Here is a 16,225-nt window from a genome sequence, read left to right as displayed (position 1 = left end):
ATTTTTATTCCGATAACATCATCCTAATGAAAAAAGTCATCACTCATATTCTCGCCGGTCGCGAAAAGAAAATTACTGCCGAAGAAACCGTTCGTCAACCGTTGCCCCATAAAGATTTTAGGTTTGCAAACCCGTTCATTGTATTACATCACATGGGGCCGGAGATAATAACGCCCGGTCAAACCTTGCGCATCCATCCACACCCGCATCGAGGCTTTAGCCCTTACACTATTATGCTGCAGGGCGAAGGTTACCATAAAGACAATGCGGGTAACGATGAGATCATCAAAGCCGGCGATGTACAATGGATGTTTGCAGGCAAAGGTATTATGCACAGCGAGGGCCCCACTGCCGAATTACTGCAGCAGGGTGGCGTTCAGGAACTTATTCAACTTTGGATCAATGCGCCTAAAAGTAAAAAGTGGGATGAGCCTTTTTACCAGTCGGCCAAAGCAAGCGAACTACCGAAAGTACTTATTGGTGAAGGCCTCGACTTCAGTTTGGCCAGCGGAGATTATGAGGGCAAAACCGGACCTATCAAAAACTTCACCCCGGTTATTTCTATAGTTGGAAAAATAGCCGAAGGTAAAAAGGCAAACTTTGAAGCCATACCCGGCTACTGGGCATTACTTTATATTATAAATGGCTGTGTTAATGTAAATGAACAAACCATCAACCAATATAATCTAATCGTATTTGAAAAAAATAACGAAGAGATTTCAGTGATGGCTACCGAAGATTCGCAGGTATTATTCCTCTCAGCAGAACCTATTGACGAACCCGTATCAGCTAAGGATAATTTTGTAATGAACACACCCGAAGAAATTGAGCAGGCATTATCCGATTATCAAAACGGCGTATTTGGCACATTAAATTATTAAGAGTTCATAATAACTTTTAGTTATCACAGATTGCGTTTTATGATAAAAAACCAGCGGTAATTCCTCACACCTTTGTATCATTAAAACAAAGGAAAAATGAATACCCAACATCAACTAAACAATACCGGCGGCCTTTTATTAAACATCAATGAAAACGCCCGCAAGGTTATATTCGCAATTTGTATAGTGCTATGTTTAATGCCCTTCATGAGCCCGGCCGTTGCCTTATTATTAGGCTTAATAGTAGCGCAATGTTCCGGTCATCCCTATCTGCACCTTAATCACAGGGCAACCCATATTTTATTACAAGTTTCAGTGGTAGGCTTAGGCTTTGGCATGAATGTGCACAGCGCATTGCAAGCCGGCAAAGAAGGTGTCCTGTTTACCATTGCTTCCATCACCGGAACACTGCTATTTGGCACGCTGATGGGCAGATGGTTGAGCATCGAAAAAAAGACTTCATTTTTGATCTCATCAGGAACTGCTATTTGTGGAGGAAGCGCAATTGCAGCCATATCACCGGTTATCAAAGCTGAAGAAAAGCAGATCTCCGTAGCGTTAGGTTGCGTATTCATTCTCAATTCAATAGCCTTATTCGTTTTCCCAGTGATTGGTAGTTATTTTAATTTATCACAAACGCAATTTGGTTTATGGTGTGCGATTGCCGTACATGATACCAGCTCAGTAGTGGGTGCAGCAAGTAAATATGGTGCTCATGCGTTGGAAGTAGCAACTACTGTCAAGCTGGCCCGGGCCCTGTGGATCATCCCGGTAGCATTTCTATCTACCATTCTGTTCAAAAACAAATCAAAAAAAGTGAGTATCCCCTATTTTATCGGTTTGTTTATATTGGCAATGATTGCTAATACTTACGTGCCTGTTATAAAATTGGTAAGCCCGTTTATAATCAACATAGCAAAGGCTGGTTTAACACTTACCTTGTTTTTAATAGGTGCGGGCCTTTCACGCATGGTATTGGCATCGGTTGGGTTGAAGCCACTTCTGCAGGGAGTAGCGCTTTGGATTGCGATATCAGGGGCAGCATTGTATGCAGTTATGCATTTAGCTTAGGTCATGCTATTCTATGCCGCTGCAGATGTTTGACAGCCACACAATGGAGCATTGCTATTTTGGTTTTATAGATAGTCTATGCCTCTACAATACCACTACGCAATCTATTGCAGGTTTACCACATATGCGTTTTTTTCGCTTAGCAATATTAGCGAACTACATATTATATGTAAAATGTTGATTAATTTACGGCTATTAATTAGGCTCGCATTTGCCGGGCAATACTAATTATCAATGGGTTTTAACCCTCGCCAGGAAAACAGTTAATGAAAAAAAGCATGCTATTTGTTATTGTTCTGCGCATGTCGATCTGCGCATCTTCTGCTCAAACAACCATTGGGACACCCGCTATCAAAAGCTACACGCATAATGAATATAATGCAGGGAGCGAGATTTGGAATATTAAACAAGATAAGAATGGGATTCTTTATTTTGCCAATGATGAAGGCCTGCTGACATTCGACGGGAGTTATTGGAAAACATATCCGCTTCCTAATAAAAGCGCCATAAAATCTGTAGCTATTGATGCCTGGGGACGTATTTATGTTGGCGGACAGGATGAAGTAGGCTATTTTTTTCCTGACAATGCAGGCATCCTCAAATTTCATTCGCTTAAACAACTCCTGCCCAAAAAAGCAAGGCAGTTTGCCGATATCTGGGATATCGTTATCCATAATAATGAGGTGTTCTTCAGGACCATAGAGTGTATCTTTGAGCTGAAGAACAATACCATGCACACCTTTGATGCACCCGGTGGCTGGATGCTGCTAAACCAGGCCGGCGGTAAATTGTTTGCTTATGATAAAGCTATTGGACTGGTTATTTTTAAAGATTCGCGCTGGCAAGCCTCCGTTCAACAACCCACAACGGCGCTGAGCATCACCGGCATCACTGAGTTTAATAAAGACACCTTACTGGTAAGTACCCGCAAAAATGGCCTCTTTATCGTCGCTGGCTCGTCACTGGTTAAAAAAAACACGGCTATTGATGGAATCCTGCTTACTGATCTTATAAACTTCATTCAAAAAATTGGCACCGACAGGTACGCCATTGGTACATCAGCAAAAGGGCTGATTATTATTGATGGCAAAGGCAAGCCGATAGACCAGTTCTCCAACAATCAGGGGTTACAAAACAATAATGTGCATGGTATATTGTTAGACAGAGATCGTAATTTATGGCTCGGACTGGAAAATGGGCTCGATTTTATCAGTTATAACACTTCAGTTAAAAATATTTATCCCAATCGCGAAAACCTGGTAAAAAGCAATGCGGTAAGTATCTTCAACAATAAACTGTTCATCGGAACATCGAACGGCTTATATGCTGTACCGATAGGCGCGCAGCAAAAAGATATCAGCACGGCCACAGGTGCTTTTGCAGAAGTGCCAAACACTAAAGGACAGGTTTTAAGCCTTACGCAAATTAACGGGCATTTATTGGCCGGTCATCAGGATGGTGTTTTACAGGTAGACGATAACCAGGCTAAACTGATTACTCCCGGCCCGGGGGCGTGGATGGTGAAAGCTTTCCCTGCTACTCAAGATGTGATAGCAGGGACTTACACCGGCTTTCAACTCTTAAAATACAATGGTGCCGGATTTACCTTTGAAGGAAAAATAAATGGTATTTATGAATCGTTAGGAAACCTCGCGGTGGATAAGGGCAACTTCGTGTGGGCAACGCACCCCTACAGGGGCATTTTTAAAGTGCAGCTATCCGCCGACAGGAAAAAGGTAGTTGGCTATACACAATATACCGAAAAAAGCGGCTTACCATCGGCGCTGAATAATCATGTGTATTTTATTAAAAACAAAGTAATCGCTGTCACCGAAAAAGGTGCTTATGAGTATAATGTCACCGAGGGTGACTTTGCTCGGTCTGTTTTTTACAAACCTATATTTGGCAAAGCAAAAATCGAGTTCCTTACAGAAGACGGTAAGGGTAATATCTGGTTTATCAGCAACCAGCGGGTTGGCGTAATTGATTTTGGCAAAAGATCATCTAACGTATCTTATAAGGTGATCTATTTCCCTGAACTGGCCGGGCAAACAGTAAAGGGGGCAGAGTATATTTATCCGTACGACATGGAGAACATCTTTATCGGCTCAAACAATGGCGTATTTCATTTAAATTACCGACAGTATGTATCTTCCAACAACAAACTCAAGGTATTGCTTACTACAGTAAAAGCTATAGCTGAAAAAGACAGCCTGATTTTTGGAGGATATTTTGTTAAAAACAACCGGATCGCATCAGCACAAAACACGCAACTTATTGCCTCGCTGTCCAACCACTGGAATTCCTTTCATTTTGAATATACATCTACCCTGTTCGCACAAAAAAGCAATGAAGAGTTTAGCTATAAATTGATAGGTTTTGATAAAGACTGGTCACAATGGTCGGTTAAAACAGAGAAGGATTACACCAACCTTCCTTATGGCAAATACACGTTTTCGGTAAAGGCCCGTAATAATTTGGGCACTGCATCTGCTGCTGTCAATTATACTTTTATTGTTGAGCCGGCCTGGTACCAAACTATTTGGGCTTACCTGGCTTATTTCCTGATCATTGCCTGCATTGTTTATATCGGCATAAAGGCACAGCAAAAACGTTTCGAGCTGTATCAACAACGCCATGCAGATGAACAGAAAAGGCTCAGCTACCTCCATAGTCTTGAACTTGACAGGAATGATAAAGAGATCATAGCTCTTAAAAACGAAAAACTTGAAGCCGAACTATCTCATAAAAATAAGGAGCTGGCTACCTTAACCATGCAAATGGTTGACAGGGGAAAACTATTGCTCAATATTAAGGACGAGGTGATGATATTGATCAAAAAACTTAATATCCCTGATGCATCATACCAGTTCAGGAGTGTGTTTAAATTATTAAACGATACCGGGAAAAGTGATGATGACTGGGACAACTTTTCCATGTATTTTGACCAGGTGCATAATAACTTTTTAACCACCATGAAAGCCAAATTCCCCGGTTTAAGCTCAACCGATTTGAAACTGTGTGCTTACCTACGGTTAAACCTGTCATCAAAGGAGATAGCGCAGATGCTTAACATCTCGCTGAAAGGCGTGGAAATCAGCCGTTACCGCGTGCGCAAAAAACTGCAATTAGCTACCGAAACCAATCTGTATGATTTTTTGATGGAGGTTACTAAACAATCCGGCTAAAACTGCTTCCTGATCTTATTATTTTCCAGCTACTATCAAACATCAAAGTGCCGTTTTTCATAGGCATTTCTTGTTTTAAAAATGTTTTTACTCAATTCCGGTTAACTCCGTATTTATTTTCCGGCGGCCCAGAATATCGCATTGCTGAAAAGCCTGGTATAATCCCTACTATCAAAAAGCACAGGCGAGTGTCCCATAAAGATGTAAACGTTACGGGCTTTTTTCCTGAGGTTAGTCCACACAACAGGATGGTCACCCATGGTAATACCGTCTTTAGGTTCATAGGTTGATTCATCTACCGAGGCCAGCACATGTACATTAGGCCTTGGATCTTTGTCATAAGTGTACCACTCTTCCTTCTGAACCAGGAAAGCTGGTGATACACCCCTCATTACCGGATGGTTTTGATCTTCAATATTGACAGTACCTTTGGCAAATGTAGCTATGTAGTTTTTATAGCGGATCCCCCCCATAAAATTCCAGAACCAGTTCCACATCGGGTAGCCATCAAACTCGCCCAGCAGGGTTGCGTGGTGAAAACCTATCCAGCCTCCCTTGCCTTCATCAATGTATTTTTCAAAGGCTTTTACGGCTTTTTTTTTCCAGGCATATGGCGGGTAGTCCAACTGGATAATTAACTGATAATTAGATAAAAAAGCATCATCAATTCTATCAGTACTTTGAATATAATCGACAGAAAAATTACTGTCAGCAGCCAGCTTATCCAGCCATACTTTTGCCACTTTTGAATACTTAATATGATGTCCCCCGTTTTCATACAGGGCTATTACTTTAAAACGCGGGGCCTTTTGTGCCCACGCGCTGATAACGGTTAACAGGCAAAAATTGAAGATCAGGGCTATTTTTTTCATATCGATAATTTCTGCATTGATGATTTATTTATAGATCCTGCCCATCATCGGGTTATTCCAGATCACTTTCTTAACTTCCTCCAGATCGATAGCGCCCTGATGGCTGTATACAACCTTCCCATCCGGGTCAATCAGCATGGTATAAGGTAAAGCTCCATCCCATTTAGGATCTACTGCCTCTATCATTTTATATTTGTCATCGCCTGTATAAATGTAGTTGATACCTGATGACTGCTTGCGTTGTAAAAACTTCAGAGCTTTATCTTTATTAGCCGGGTCATCAGCGCTGATGCTTACAAATTCCAGTCCCCTGTCGCGGTAAAGCCTGTTTAGGGTAACCAGATCGTCAAACTCCGCAACGCAGGGGCCGCACCAGGTAGCCCAAAGGTTGATAAGCCTTAACCTATCCGAATGATTTTTTACCACTGTTGCAATTCCGCTGGCGTTAATGGTATCAAGTTTTACCGCCTCCTTTGCCCATTGAATTTGCGCCTTATCTATCCAGTCCTTTTTTTCGGCCCATTTAACCGAGCAGCCAAAGGTTTTGGTAACCGGTACTGCTATTTCTTTGCCTCCAAGTACCGCATCAATAGCATTACGAGCATCCAATGATTTGGGTGTTTTGGCAGGGTTTTCCACATCATCTATTCGGCCATTGTAACGCAGCTTTCTGTCTTTATCAAAAACAAAAATATGAGGGGTAGCAACCGGGCCATATTTATTGGAAGCTACTTCGGTTTCGCCATCATACAGGTATGGGAAGTTAAAGCCTTTATCTTTCGCACGTATTTTCATCTCTTCAAATGAATCGCCTAAATCACTGTAGCCCAATTCATCATAGCGCAATGAGGCAGGATTATTAGGATTGATTGCTACCACACCAACTCCCTTTGGTGCATAGTCGCTGGTTAGTTTTATTACCTTGTCTTCATAAGCCTGCGAGGTAGGGCAATGGTTGCACATAAAAACCACAACTAACACTTTAGCATTTCTGAACGATTGCAAAGTGTAAGTTTTGCCATCAATACCGGGCAGACTAAAATCGGGCGCCGCTGCTCCTATCGCCAGTGTTTTATGTTCATCAAAGGCAAAAGAAAACATCGGCAAAACCAACAGTAACCCGAAGATGAAACACAAACTGATCTTAAACTCCTTCATAGTAGATATGGTTTACAATTAATCACTCGTTGATACTGCCAGCAGGTACCAGGCCGTGTGTGGAAGCCATTGCTCGGCCCAGCGCCAGTCGGAATCTTTACCTGACACTGCATAAGGGATATTGAAATCAATATCATCCTCATTATCAAACCCTGAAGTAATGCCATTCACAATGCCGCCCGGCGCGTTGGTATATTCAAACGTGCCAAAAAAGCCATACGCCGGATTGTTATGTCCTGTGCCCTGCAGCATACTGGCATCAAAGGGGTTCAGGCCCAGGATCCAGTTCAACTGATCTATCGCAAAGCCGGAGAGCTGGTCATGGAAAGTCTTATCATCTTTAAACAGGCTGGCAGCCATTCGTGCAGCAGTGGCTACTGAACCTAATCTCGCGTTTTCGCCCTGCCACCAGGGCGAAGCATCGCTGCCATGCGGAAAAAAGAAAGCGCTGTGCCGGTTGCCCAATGTATCCTGCACCAGTTCGCGGCTGTAACCAAAGGGATTGTTCACTTCGTGGGTAATAGCCAATTCAAATTCCATTGATTTTCTTACCGCTGTTTTGATCTTTGCCTGCAGATCTGTGGACGCATAAGGATAGTAATACAGCAGGCTTACTACAGGCAAGCCGCCATCTGATGAATGAAAAAAAGGCCTGTCCTTATCATCGGCGCGCCAAAAATTTTGGTATTTATTCCATGAGGTTAGGCGGTTAAGCAGGTTGTTAGCACGCTTTTCTGTAGCAGCTTTATATATATCCTTGTGAGTTGCTTTGTATAATTCGGTAGCGGCACTCAGCGCACAATAATCATCAAGGATATTTTCTTTTTTATCATAGTCCATTTGCGGGTTTTCCTTTTCCAGAAAAGCAAAGGCATTTTCGGCAGCTTTCAGATAATCGGCGTTACTAAACTCACCCGACGCTTGATAAGCCGAAGCCATAGCCAGCGCCGCAATAGCAATCCCCCCGCCCGATCGGTAACTGACCTGATAAGCACGCCAGTTTTTGCCCCCGGTGGTTTTGGTAAACGACTGGTCTTTGGTTTGTTTAATCCGGTAATTGCCTTCATCTGCCTGGATCACCCTATCCTTAGGCAATTTCCCGGGGCCGGGCGATGACACAGAGCGATAAAATGAGCCATTTTTAGCCTGCATCCGCACTAAATAATCAGCGCCATACATGGCTTCGTCTAAAATCCTGCGGTTAAACTGGCGGAAATCAGTTCCCGGGCGGGCGTTTAGCAGCTCATATGTTTTAAACAGGCTAAAGGCTGTTAAACAGATCTGCTGCGGGTTAAAATAATTGGAAAATGATAAATGCGACAAATGCTTGCCATAATCGCCGGTGGCATCATACCAGCCACCGTGCGCGTCAATAGTATCCGTTGTGCCCGGTAATACCAGATGATGATCGGCCTTATCCAGCAGGCCCGAACTGCGCTGCCCTTTAAAATAATATACTACATCGGATATAGTTGCTTTTTCAAGCACATTTTTGCCAATGGTAAAAGGGTATGATGAAATTATTCCTTTAGGTGAAGCGAATTGAATTTTATAAGTCCCCGGCACGGTAAAACTGCTGAAATCAAGCGTCCAAAACTCAAATTTTTTCCATTTGCCAACCGGGCCGCTGTAAGAGATCTTTCCGGTAAATACAGCTTTACCCTTATCTGCATCAATGAGGTTAAATGATGTAAATGTAAGACGGTTGTCGGCAACTATAACGGCATGTTTTGCCTTGTTATCTTCATAACCAACGTGATTGGTTACCACTTTAATATTTTGTGCCTGTACAAAAATCGGCAGACCGAACCAAAACAAGGCAGTGGCCTTAAACAGGACATTGATGTGTTTTTTCAGACTCATATATAAAGTTAAGAAATTGCCCTGCGGTTTAAGCATGATGGTTTTGCAATGTTGGTCAAAGCTAAAAGATTAAGTTTCGGCTGGATATTTTTGTGCCACTACATTAGCACTACCGCGATTAAACACCTCAATTTGTTACAAACTTACCTTCGCCGATTACCCGGCAAGTGCTAAGTGGGGTGTGAAAAGTCGTTTTTAAAATTCTGTGCTTAGAAACTACGACTTTGGGCTAATGACCACGTAGCACTTTATCGATAACATAATAGTAGTGATATTGTAGTGGCTTCAAAATAGCAATTGAGTAAAGTTTGGCTGATAATTGCAGAATATAAAATTTCATCTCTTATATAAATCCAACATGAAATATAGTCTACGAGACTGCCGTAAAGTTAAAATTGTTAAACAGGCTATTCCAGGCCGTGTAAGTACGGACATCCCTACGTCATTAGTATAGCTACATCCTAATTGCGAGGTTTTGCCTGACGCCAATGCGGGCGCATTGATTGCCGATTATGCCAAAGAACGCAATTATAATTAGTAGCTTTTATTATAATCAACCTAAACCTAAAAGAGGCCGCTTGATTTCCGGGGGCCTCTTTTGAAGATGCTTTTAAAGTTCTTTTAATCCAAGTGTCTGATAGCCGCATCGAGTAAGCGCTCATTTTTTCACCAACATCTCCCGGCATATTTCACTAGCCATGGTTACAATAATGATGAAATTGTTGCCATGACATTTTAGGTATGTATAATAATTAAATTTTTAAGCGCAATCTTTTCTTTTCAAGTAATCCAACAAATAAAACGATGATCACAGCCGTCAGAAAAGAGCGCAATAGTCCCGGAAATCCGTTATTGATAACGCCGGGATAGTTAATTTGGAACAGTTCCAGTGTAAACACCTGAAAATACGGGATCAGGTAGCAGGTTAGTGTGCTGGTACCTGCCGGTTTGATCCAGTTAAAGGCATCTATTTTTCCTTTAACATCTACCATATATATCAGCATCAAAAAAACTAACGTGGTAATTCCGGAACAAATGAATACCCATGCAGGTGTTGAACGGATCTTGGAAACACCTTCGGTATAAGGCCTTAAAGCAAAACCTGCTATCAGGAATAAAATAACGACGACAATCAGTGTGCCCCAAATATGTTGCGTTTTACCCTGCTCAACCAATTTGGCGTAGATCCCCGATATTACCGCGCCTCCCATAGTTAAAGTCATTGTTGACGCGTCGTTGATTATCCAAAACGGTTTTAAAAAGATAATAGCATTGCCGAGGAAACTGCCTGTAACATCTTTTCCTGCGATGGCTACCATCGTTTCGTCGTGCAACACCTCTATCTTTAATATAGAGTGTGCCAAAATATTAATGGCGGCAAACATTATCCATGCTACGATAAGGCTATTCAATTTGCCTTTAACTGCGAAAAATATCAAAGCACAAACCAAATATGCCCATCCTATCAAACCCAATATCCCCCACCATGAAGGCTCCATACCCCGTACCTCGCCATCTTCGCCACCTTTATAAATCACCGCCATGCCTATCAGCATAGCAATTCCCAATGTCTGCAAGGCATATCTTTTAGTCTTTGCCATAGTTTCCGGATAGTCAAGCCAGATTAGGAAGAATGCCATAGTAATAACCAGTGCCCATGCAGCCTTCGGAATTAATGCCGCCGATGAATTATATTCTTCAAGGTTTACATGGTAAAAACCCATAATGAGCAGCGCCGCACTGCGCACCAGGATATAAAATAACACCTGTCTCGTACTATCACTCTTTTTGATCCTGTTATTAATGGCAAATGGTAACGACAAGCCCACAATGAACAAAAACGCCGGGAAAATAGTATCAGCAAAACCCATCCTGTCTTCAAGACCTTTGGCGTGGTCTATCCATTCGGGAATATGCTGTACACCGCCCGCATCGTTAACAAATATCATCAGGAGCATAGTAATCGCACGCAATACATCTATTGATAAAAGGCGTTTGGGTAATTGCTGCATATTTTATATGAGGGTTTTCATTTAATTTTTACGGAAAATAGTGAATTATGGCTTGCGATATATAAAATATTATCGCCGTACATGCCAAATGCCAACCTCGTTTATAAGGCACTGGTATAAATCCAATGGATCATTAATGCACAAATCTATCCGATAGCATGATCTGATGCTTTTATTACAGCACTACATCACTACTACCACAGGTAACATTATATATAAATAAAAAATTCAGCAATTGGGAAAGAAGGGGGTTTTGGAAGCGACGGAAAAAACGCGGAGCGGATTGGTTAGCAATGAGTACGACTGATCACAAATGTTATAAAAACGAAAATGGGCAACCAAAGGCCGCCCATTCATTAACTGGTTTTAATTGTCCAATTATTTTGCAGTTTTTCTTGCAGGGATTAATGGAACGATAATAACAGCTAAGAAAAGGGCAACTTCTAATACGGTTAACATAACTTTAATTTTTTTAATGTTTTGATTACTGAACTAACAATGTTTTCAGGAAATACAACCGTTCCTACAGGCATGCTGTGGCAGGGATGCAAGAACAATTGTATCATTCCTGTCACCGGTTCGGCTAAAAACATGCCATTAAAAAATCAGCCCTATAAATCAATACTTTAAGCCCAAAAACGTCATTTTCAAAATGGATTTTTTCTTTGAAACTACCTTCAAAAACTGGTGTTTATTAAATTTAACCCAGAGTTTTGCGCTTAACGAAAAAAAACAGGCTTAAATCGGGGTAAAAAAAGCCGAAAAATTATTTTTTGCCGAATTATTTAAAAAAAAGCGGGCAAACAAGCACAAATTTATTTTTGGAGAAAATTATTTCGCTCATTAATTTCTTAGCCTGCTTTGCGGCTACAAAAACTCATCGCCAAACTTTTTTTTGTAAAAAAACTATTCCCTGATTTTTACATATTAGAGGTCTTAGCATTTTAAAAAAAATTAACCGACAATTTGTCACTGGCATGACAAACGTAAATTTTGGCAGAAAATCTCTAACTTAAAAGCATGACAACAACTGCCATAGCATGACACGATATTAACAAATTCATCCTATTATGGCGTTTAATCCCCTATGCCAAACTTTTAAATTTTGGAAGACATTTAAGAATGGCCTTTTTCCAGATATTTACTGCTTCATGCATTTCCTTTTCGTTTAATGACGCAAACCCTATCCGTACAAAACTGTGTTTAAATGTTTTATCATAATAATAATCATGCCCCGCACCTATAGACAGCCCCAGTTCATTAGCTTTTTCTGAAACAACAGCAGTGTCCAGATCATGGAGGTATTTAACCCATATGGCAAAACCGCCACACGGTATTTTAAAGGAAATATAATCGCCCAATTGCTCCTGCAGTAATTTGCAAAGGACATCCCGTCGTTCGTGATACAGTTTATTGGCTTTTTTCAGGTGCCTGCCAATGTCTCCGTTCTTTAATAAACTTGCCATAGCTTCTTCCAACAGGTGCTCCCCCTGGCGGTCAATCAGCCTGCGTAAGCGGGTGGCTTGTAATAAAAAATTAGCCGGCGCAACCATAAAGCCAATGCGAATGCCCGGCGCGATGGTTTTGCAAAATGAACCCACATATATTACATTGCCATAATAATCGGCACTGGCCAGCGGTAAAATAGGGCCGCTTGTATAATGAAAGTCAAAGTCGTAATCATCTTCAATAATGGCAAACTGATATTTTGCTGCCAGTTCGAGTAAATGCATACGCCTCTCCGAGCTCAGCGTCACCGTAGTAGGCTGATGATGATGCGGCACCACGTACAGCATACGTACTTTTTGTGCTTTACAAATAGCGTCAACAGCATTGATATCAATACCGTAGTCATCCACAGGAACAAATTCCAACCTGGCGCCCGCTTGCTCAAACACCTCATTTGCACCACTGTAGCCTGGGTTACCTACAATTACAATATCATTTTTATTAATCAGTACCTGTGCGCACAGGTAAAGTGCCATTTGAACGCCTTTGGTTATTAAAATATCATTAGGTGTTACATGCAAGCCACGGGTTTCACCCAAAAAACGGGCAAGTTCGTTCCTTAAATTTTCGGAACCCTGCTCCAGCCCATACATCAGGTATTTATGCGTAAAATGATAACCTGCCATCCGTCTGTATTCGCGCACCATCAGGTCGACAGGCGCAATGCGGGTATCTGGAAACCCTTCGGTAAACGTAATATTGCCATCAGGCATATCCACAAACATACGCTGAGGGTTGATCCTGTTATCATCAACATTGAACGAAGTTTCATTTGCCAGGCTATGTTTCAGAACAGCTTTTTCAATAGGCCGGGGTGTAACATCGGGCAGGTTTTTAGCTACGTAAATCCCCTTACGCGCTATAACATCAACCCAGCTTTGCGCATAAAGTTCGTCGTAAGCTGCTACTACTGTTTTACGATGTACGTTTAACGATGCCGCCAATGCACGACTGGCAGGAAGCGCAGAGCCTGGTTTTAAGGTCCCCTGCCTGATATAATTGATAATGCCGTTGCTTATTTGCAAATACACGGGCACCTGGCTGCTTTTATCTACACTTAATAAACTTTCAATGAGCATCATTCTGGACTATCTTTAATCTGTTTTCTGGACTACAAGTATAGTCCAAAAGCATGGTATTTTTGATCATCAAAAAATAATACTTATGCAACTCAATCAAAAAATATCGTCCATATACCTGAGGTTAGCCATTGGAGTAAGCTACCTGTGGGAAGTAGCCGACCGCCTCGGCTTATTTGGCCCAAACGGTCACGCACACGTTAGCTGGGGCGACTGGAAACATTTTATTGCCTATGCCAAACAGGTAATGAGTTTCCTGCCCAATGGCATCATAAATCCGCTGGCAACTATTGCAACCATTGGCGAAGGCGGTTTTGGCATATTACTCATCCTTGGCTTATTTACCCGCGTGGCAGCTATCGGCAGCGGTATCCTTAGTTTATGTTTTGCTATCGCGATGGCAATTTCCTTCGGCGTCGAATCGCCTTTAGGTTACTCAGTGTTTACTTTGAGCGCCGCAAGTTTTCTGCTGGCCGGGACGTCCCAATATTCATGGAGCTTGGATAAATGGTTCGCCTCACGTATTGTGAACAAAAAGCTTACGGCTTACCAATCATTGCAAACCAATTAAAATCAGCAAACATCTCTAACCAATAAAATAATCATGGCAATTACAGCAAATACAAAAGCATCCCCCCTTTTAGTGATCATAGCCTTTGCTACTGTTTATATAGTATGGGGGTCAACCTATTTCTTTATACAAATGGCAATTCAGGGCTTCCCTCCCATGCTGATGGGTGCATTTCGTTTTTTTACCGCGGGTATTTTATTACTTGGCTGGTGCTACATTAAGGGCGACAACATATTTGTTAAGCGCGATATCATTACCTCCGGTATCTGCGGGCTGCTTACCCTATTCATAGCTACAGGTATAGTGATCTGGGTCGAGCGCAATATCCCCAGTGCCATGGTTGCCATTATGGTTTCCGTGAACCCGATATGGTTCATCATATTAGATAAAGCTAACTGGCGGGTAAACCTAAAAAATAAATCGACCATATTCGGCCTCATCATCGGCTTTGCAGGAATCCTGCTCCTTTTTGGTGAAGCCTTCCTAAAATCAGTCACCAGTACTATGGACCATGCAAAATTAACAGGATTACTATTGTTACTGGCTGGTCCTGTCGCATGGTCGGCAGGATCATTATATTCAAAAAAGCGGGGCGGTACAGCTCCGGCAAGGGTAAATACTTCCTGGCAAATGATCATTGCCGGTTTGGCTTTTGTACCGGCTGCCATTATTCACCAGGAGTTTAACGGATTTGATCTCGCTACTGTTCCGGCTCAGTCATGGATGGCTATCGTTTACCTTATCATATTCGGATCAATTGGGGCATTCAGCGCTTATGTATGGCTGCTGCAGGTAAGGCCTGCAACGCAGGTGAGCACCCATTCGTATGTAAATCCGGTTATCGCCGTATTACTTGGGGTTTGCTTTGCACATGAAAGTATTTCGTTAATGCAGTTTTTGGGGTTAATTGTGATCTTGCTCAGCGTATTGCTTGTAAATCTTTCAAAGTATGGGAAGCTTACGTTTAAAAAACCTGTGACCGAAACAGTTGAACAAACAGGTAACTGCAACCACCTCAACCCTGCTTCCGATTTGGAACAGATCAAAGCATTGGCTAAAATAGCTTACCGGATCTAAAATCATCTCCCTAAATAACACTTTATAAAACAATGAATAAAACCATCATATGTAGCACATGCGGCACCCAGCTTTTAGCCGGGCCGGTAACACCCCAATTTTGTCCAATTTGTACCGATGATCGACAATACGTTCCGGAGAGTGGACAGCAATGGAATACGCCAGCCGAACTTAAGAACCGCACCATCAAAATAACACAGTTAAATAAACATCTGTATGCACTCAAAATACAACCAGACTTTGCAATTGCCCAAAGGGCCCTGCTCCTTATCTCTCCGGGAGGTAACATTTTGTGGGATTGTATTCCGTACCTGGATGATGCTACAATTGAATTTATCCGGGCTAAAGGCGGATTAAAAGCTATCGCGTTTTCACATCCGCATTATTATAGTAATATGAATGACTGGGCCGCCGAATTTGGCTGCCCAATCTATATACACCAAAATGACGCCGAATGGATACCTTTTAATTCTCCGTATATCTACTTATGGGGTGGTAACACCACACAACTTTGGGATGGCATAAGCGTAGTACATATCGGCGGTCATTTTGCGGGCAGCTGTGTGTTGCACATTGCAGGCTTTACACCTAATGGAACTATGCTTTGTGGTGATACATTTAATATAGCCAGAAGCAAACGGCATATGGCTATTATGTACAGCTATCCTAATATTATATTACTCGCCAAGGAAGAATTTGTCAAAGCATATCAAAAAGCATCCATGCTTAATTTTGATACTGTGTATGGAGCATTTGAAAACCAGGATATCGAGGGCAACGCGATGGAAATATTTGAAACTTCGATGCAGCGGTATAAGGATAGCTATGGATTATAATTATATTAAATTAACTACGTTTTCAGCTGAAATTTTTTTAAAGTAAAAAGTATGATATAGTTGTATTTGGCTAATCCATTGTGTTATATTTACACAATAGCTATTACC

Annotated in this window: 11 protein-coding genes; 6 read left to right on the top strand and 5 right to left on the bottom strand. The window is 41.8% G+C overall.

Annotation, left to right across the window (positions count from 1 at the left end):
- Positions 1–26 precede the first annotated feature (26 nt).
- The 3 genes from FHW88_RS07975 to FHW88_RS07965 all read left to right on the top strand — a co-directional run bounded on the left by FHW88_RS07975 (position 27) and on the right by FHW88_RS07965 (position 5,140).
- A complete protein-coding gene (locus tag FHW88_RS07975) occupies positions 27–881 on the top strand; it encodes a pirin family protein (protein WP_176624452.1) in 855 nt (284 codons plus the stop codon).
- Between the two features lie 96 nt (positions 882–977).
- On the top strand, positions 978–1,952 hold the full coding sequence (locus FHW88_RS07970; RefSeq protein ID WP_176624450.1) for a YeiH family protein: 975 nt from the start codon (positions 978–980) through the stop codon (positions 1,950–1,952).
- Positions 1,953–2,218: 266 nt separating this feature from the next.
- A complete protein-coding gene (locus FHW88_RS07965) occupies positions 2,219–5,140 on the top strand; it encodes a triple tyrosine motif-containing protein (protein ID WP_176624448.1) in 2,922 nt (973 codons plus the stop codon).
- A 113-nt stretch (positions 5,141–5,253) separates the two neighbouring features.
- Here FHW88_RS07965 and FHW88_RS07960 read toward each other — a convergent pair whose 3' ends face one another.
- From FHW88_RS07960 to FHW88_RS07940, 5 genes are all read right to left on the bottom strand, one after another.
- On the bottom strand, positions 5,254–6,012 hold the full coding sequence (locus FHW88_RS07960) for a ThuA domain-containing protein (protein WP_176624446.1): 759 nt from the start codon (positions 6,010–6,012) through the stop codon (positions 5,254–5,256).
- Positions 6,013–6,036: 24 nt separating this feature from the next.
- Positions 6,037–7,170 carry a redoxin family protein gene (locus FHW88_RS07955; RefSeq protein WP_090525312.1) on the bottom strand — a complete coding sequence of 378 codons (1,134 nt, stop codon included), beginning with the start codon at positions 7,168–7,170 and terminating at the stop codon, positions 6,037–6,039.
- 18 nt (positions 7,171–7,188) lie between these two features.
- Positions 7,189–9,033: a glycoside hydrolase family 9 protein gene (locus FHW88_RS07950; protein ID WP_090526208.1), complete on the bottom strand. Its 1,845-nt coding sequence runs from the start codon at positions 9,031–9,033 to the stop codon at positions 7,189–7,191.
- 752 nt (positions 9,034–9,785) lie between these two features.
- Positions 9,786–11,045, bottom strand: a complete 1,260-nt coding sequence (locus FHW88_RS07945; protein WP_176624444.1) for a DUF5009 domain-containing protein — start codon at positions 11,043–11,045, stop codon at positions 9,786–9,788.
- Positions 11,046–12,130: 1,085 nt separating this feature from the next.
- Entirely contained in the window at positions 12,131–13,636 is a 1,506-nt protein-coding gene (locus FHW88_RS07940) for a PLP-dependent aminotransferase family protein (RefSeq protein ID WP_176624442.1), read from the bottom strand.
- 82 nt (positions 13,637–13,718) lie between these two features.
- On the opposite strand from FHW88_RS07940, the gene FHW88_RS07935 reads away from it, so the two are divergent.
- From FHW88_RS07935 to FHW88_RS07925, 3 genes are read left to right on the top strand one after another with little or no spacing between them, the layout of a single operon-like run.
- Positions 13,719–14,204: a DoxX family protein gene (locus FHW88_RS07935; protein ID WP_175489928.1), complete on the top strand. Its 486-nt coding sequence runs from the start codon at positions 13,719–13,721 to the stop codon at positions 14,202–14,204.
- Between the two features lie 33 nt (positions 14,205–14,237).
- On the top strand, positions 14,238–15,281 hold the full coding sequence (locus FHW88_RS07930; RefSeq protein WP_176624440.1) for an EamA family transporter: 1,044 nt from the start codon (positions 14,238–14,240) through the stop codon (positions 15,279–15,281).
- Positions 15,282–15,313: 32 nt separating this feature from the next.
- Complete coding sequence (locus tag FHW88_RS07925) at positions 15,314–16,117, top strand: MBL fold metallo-hydrolase (protein ID WP_176624438.1); 804 nt, start codon at positions 15,314–15,316, stop codon at positions 16,115–16,117.
- The last annotated feature ends 108 nt before the right edge of the window (positions 16,118–16,225 follow it).

Source organism: Mucilaginibacter sp. SG538B (assembly GCF_013376065.1).
GTDB lineage: Bacteria > Bacteroidota > Bacteroidia > Sphingobacteriales > Sphingobacteriaceae > Mucilaginibacter > Mucilaginibacter rubeus.
Note: the sequence above shows the minus strand (reverse complement) of the source record. Positions and strands in the feature narration are given on the sequence as shown.

What these genes read in the sequence shown, in the direction of transcription:
- FHW88_RS07975 (WP_176624452.1), top strand. Translation starts at nt 27, where the DNA reads ATGAAAAAAGTCATCACTCATATTCTCGCCGGTCGCGAAAAGAAAATT.
- FHW88_RS07925 (WP_176624438.1), top strand. Translation starts at nt 15,314, where the DNA reads ATGAATAAAACCATCATATGTAGCACATGCGGCACCCAGCTTTTAGCC.
- FHW88_RS07945 (WP_176624444.1), bottom strand. Translation starts at nt 11,045, where the DNA reads ATGCAGCAATTACCCAAACGCCTTTTATCAATAGATGTATTGCGTGCG.
- FHW88_RS07970 (WP_176624450.1), top strand. Translation starts at nt 978, where the DNA reads ATGAATACCCAACATCAACTAAACAATACCGGCGGCCTTTTATTAAAC.
- FHW88_RS07940 (WP_176624442.1), bottom strand. Translation starts at nt 13,636, where the DNA reads ATGATGCTCATTGAAAGTTTATTAAGTGTAGATAAAAGCAGCCAGGTG.
- FHW88_RS07935 (WP_175489928.1), top strand. Translation starts at nt 13,719, where the DNA reads ATGCAACTCAATCAAAAAATATCGTCCATATACCTGAGGTTAGCCATT.
- FHW88_RS07930 (WP_176624440.1), top strand. Translation starts at nt 14,238, where the DNA reads ATGGCAATTACAGCAAATACAAAAGCATCCCCCCTTTTAGTGATCATA.
- FHW88_RS07950 (WP_090526208.1), bottom strand. Translation starts at nt 9,033, where the DNA reads ATGAGTCTGAAAAAACACATCAATGTCCTGTTTAAGGCCACTGCCTTG.
- FHW88_RS07955 (WP_090525312.1), bottom strand. Translation starts at nt 7,170, where the DNA reads ATGAAGGAGTTTAAGATCAGTTTGTGTTTCATCTTCGGGTTACTGTTG.
- FHW88_RS07965 (WP_176624448.1), top strand. Translation starts at nt 2,219, where the DNA reads ATGAAAAAAAGCATGCTATTTGTTATTGTTCTGCGCATGTCGATCTGC.
- FHW88_RS07960 (WP_176624446.1), bottom strand. Translation starts at nt 6,012, where the DNA reads ATGAAAAAAATAGCCCTGATCTTCAATTTTTGCCTGTTAACCGTTATC.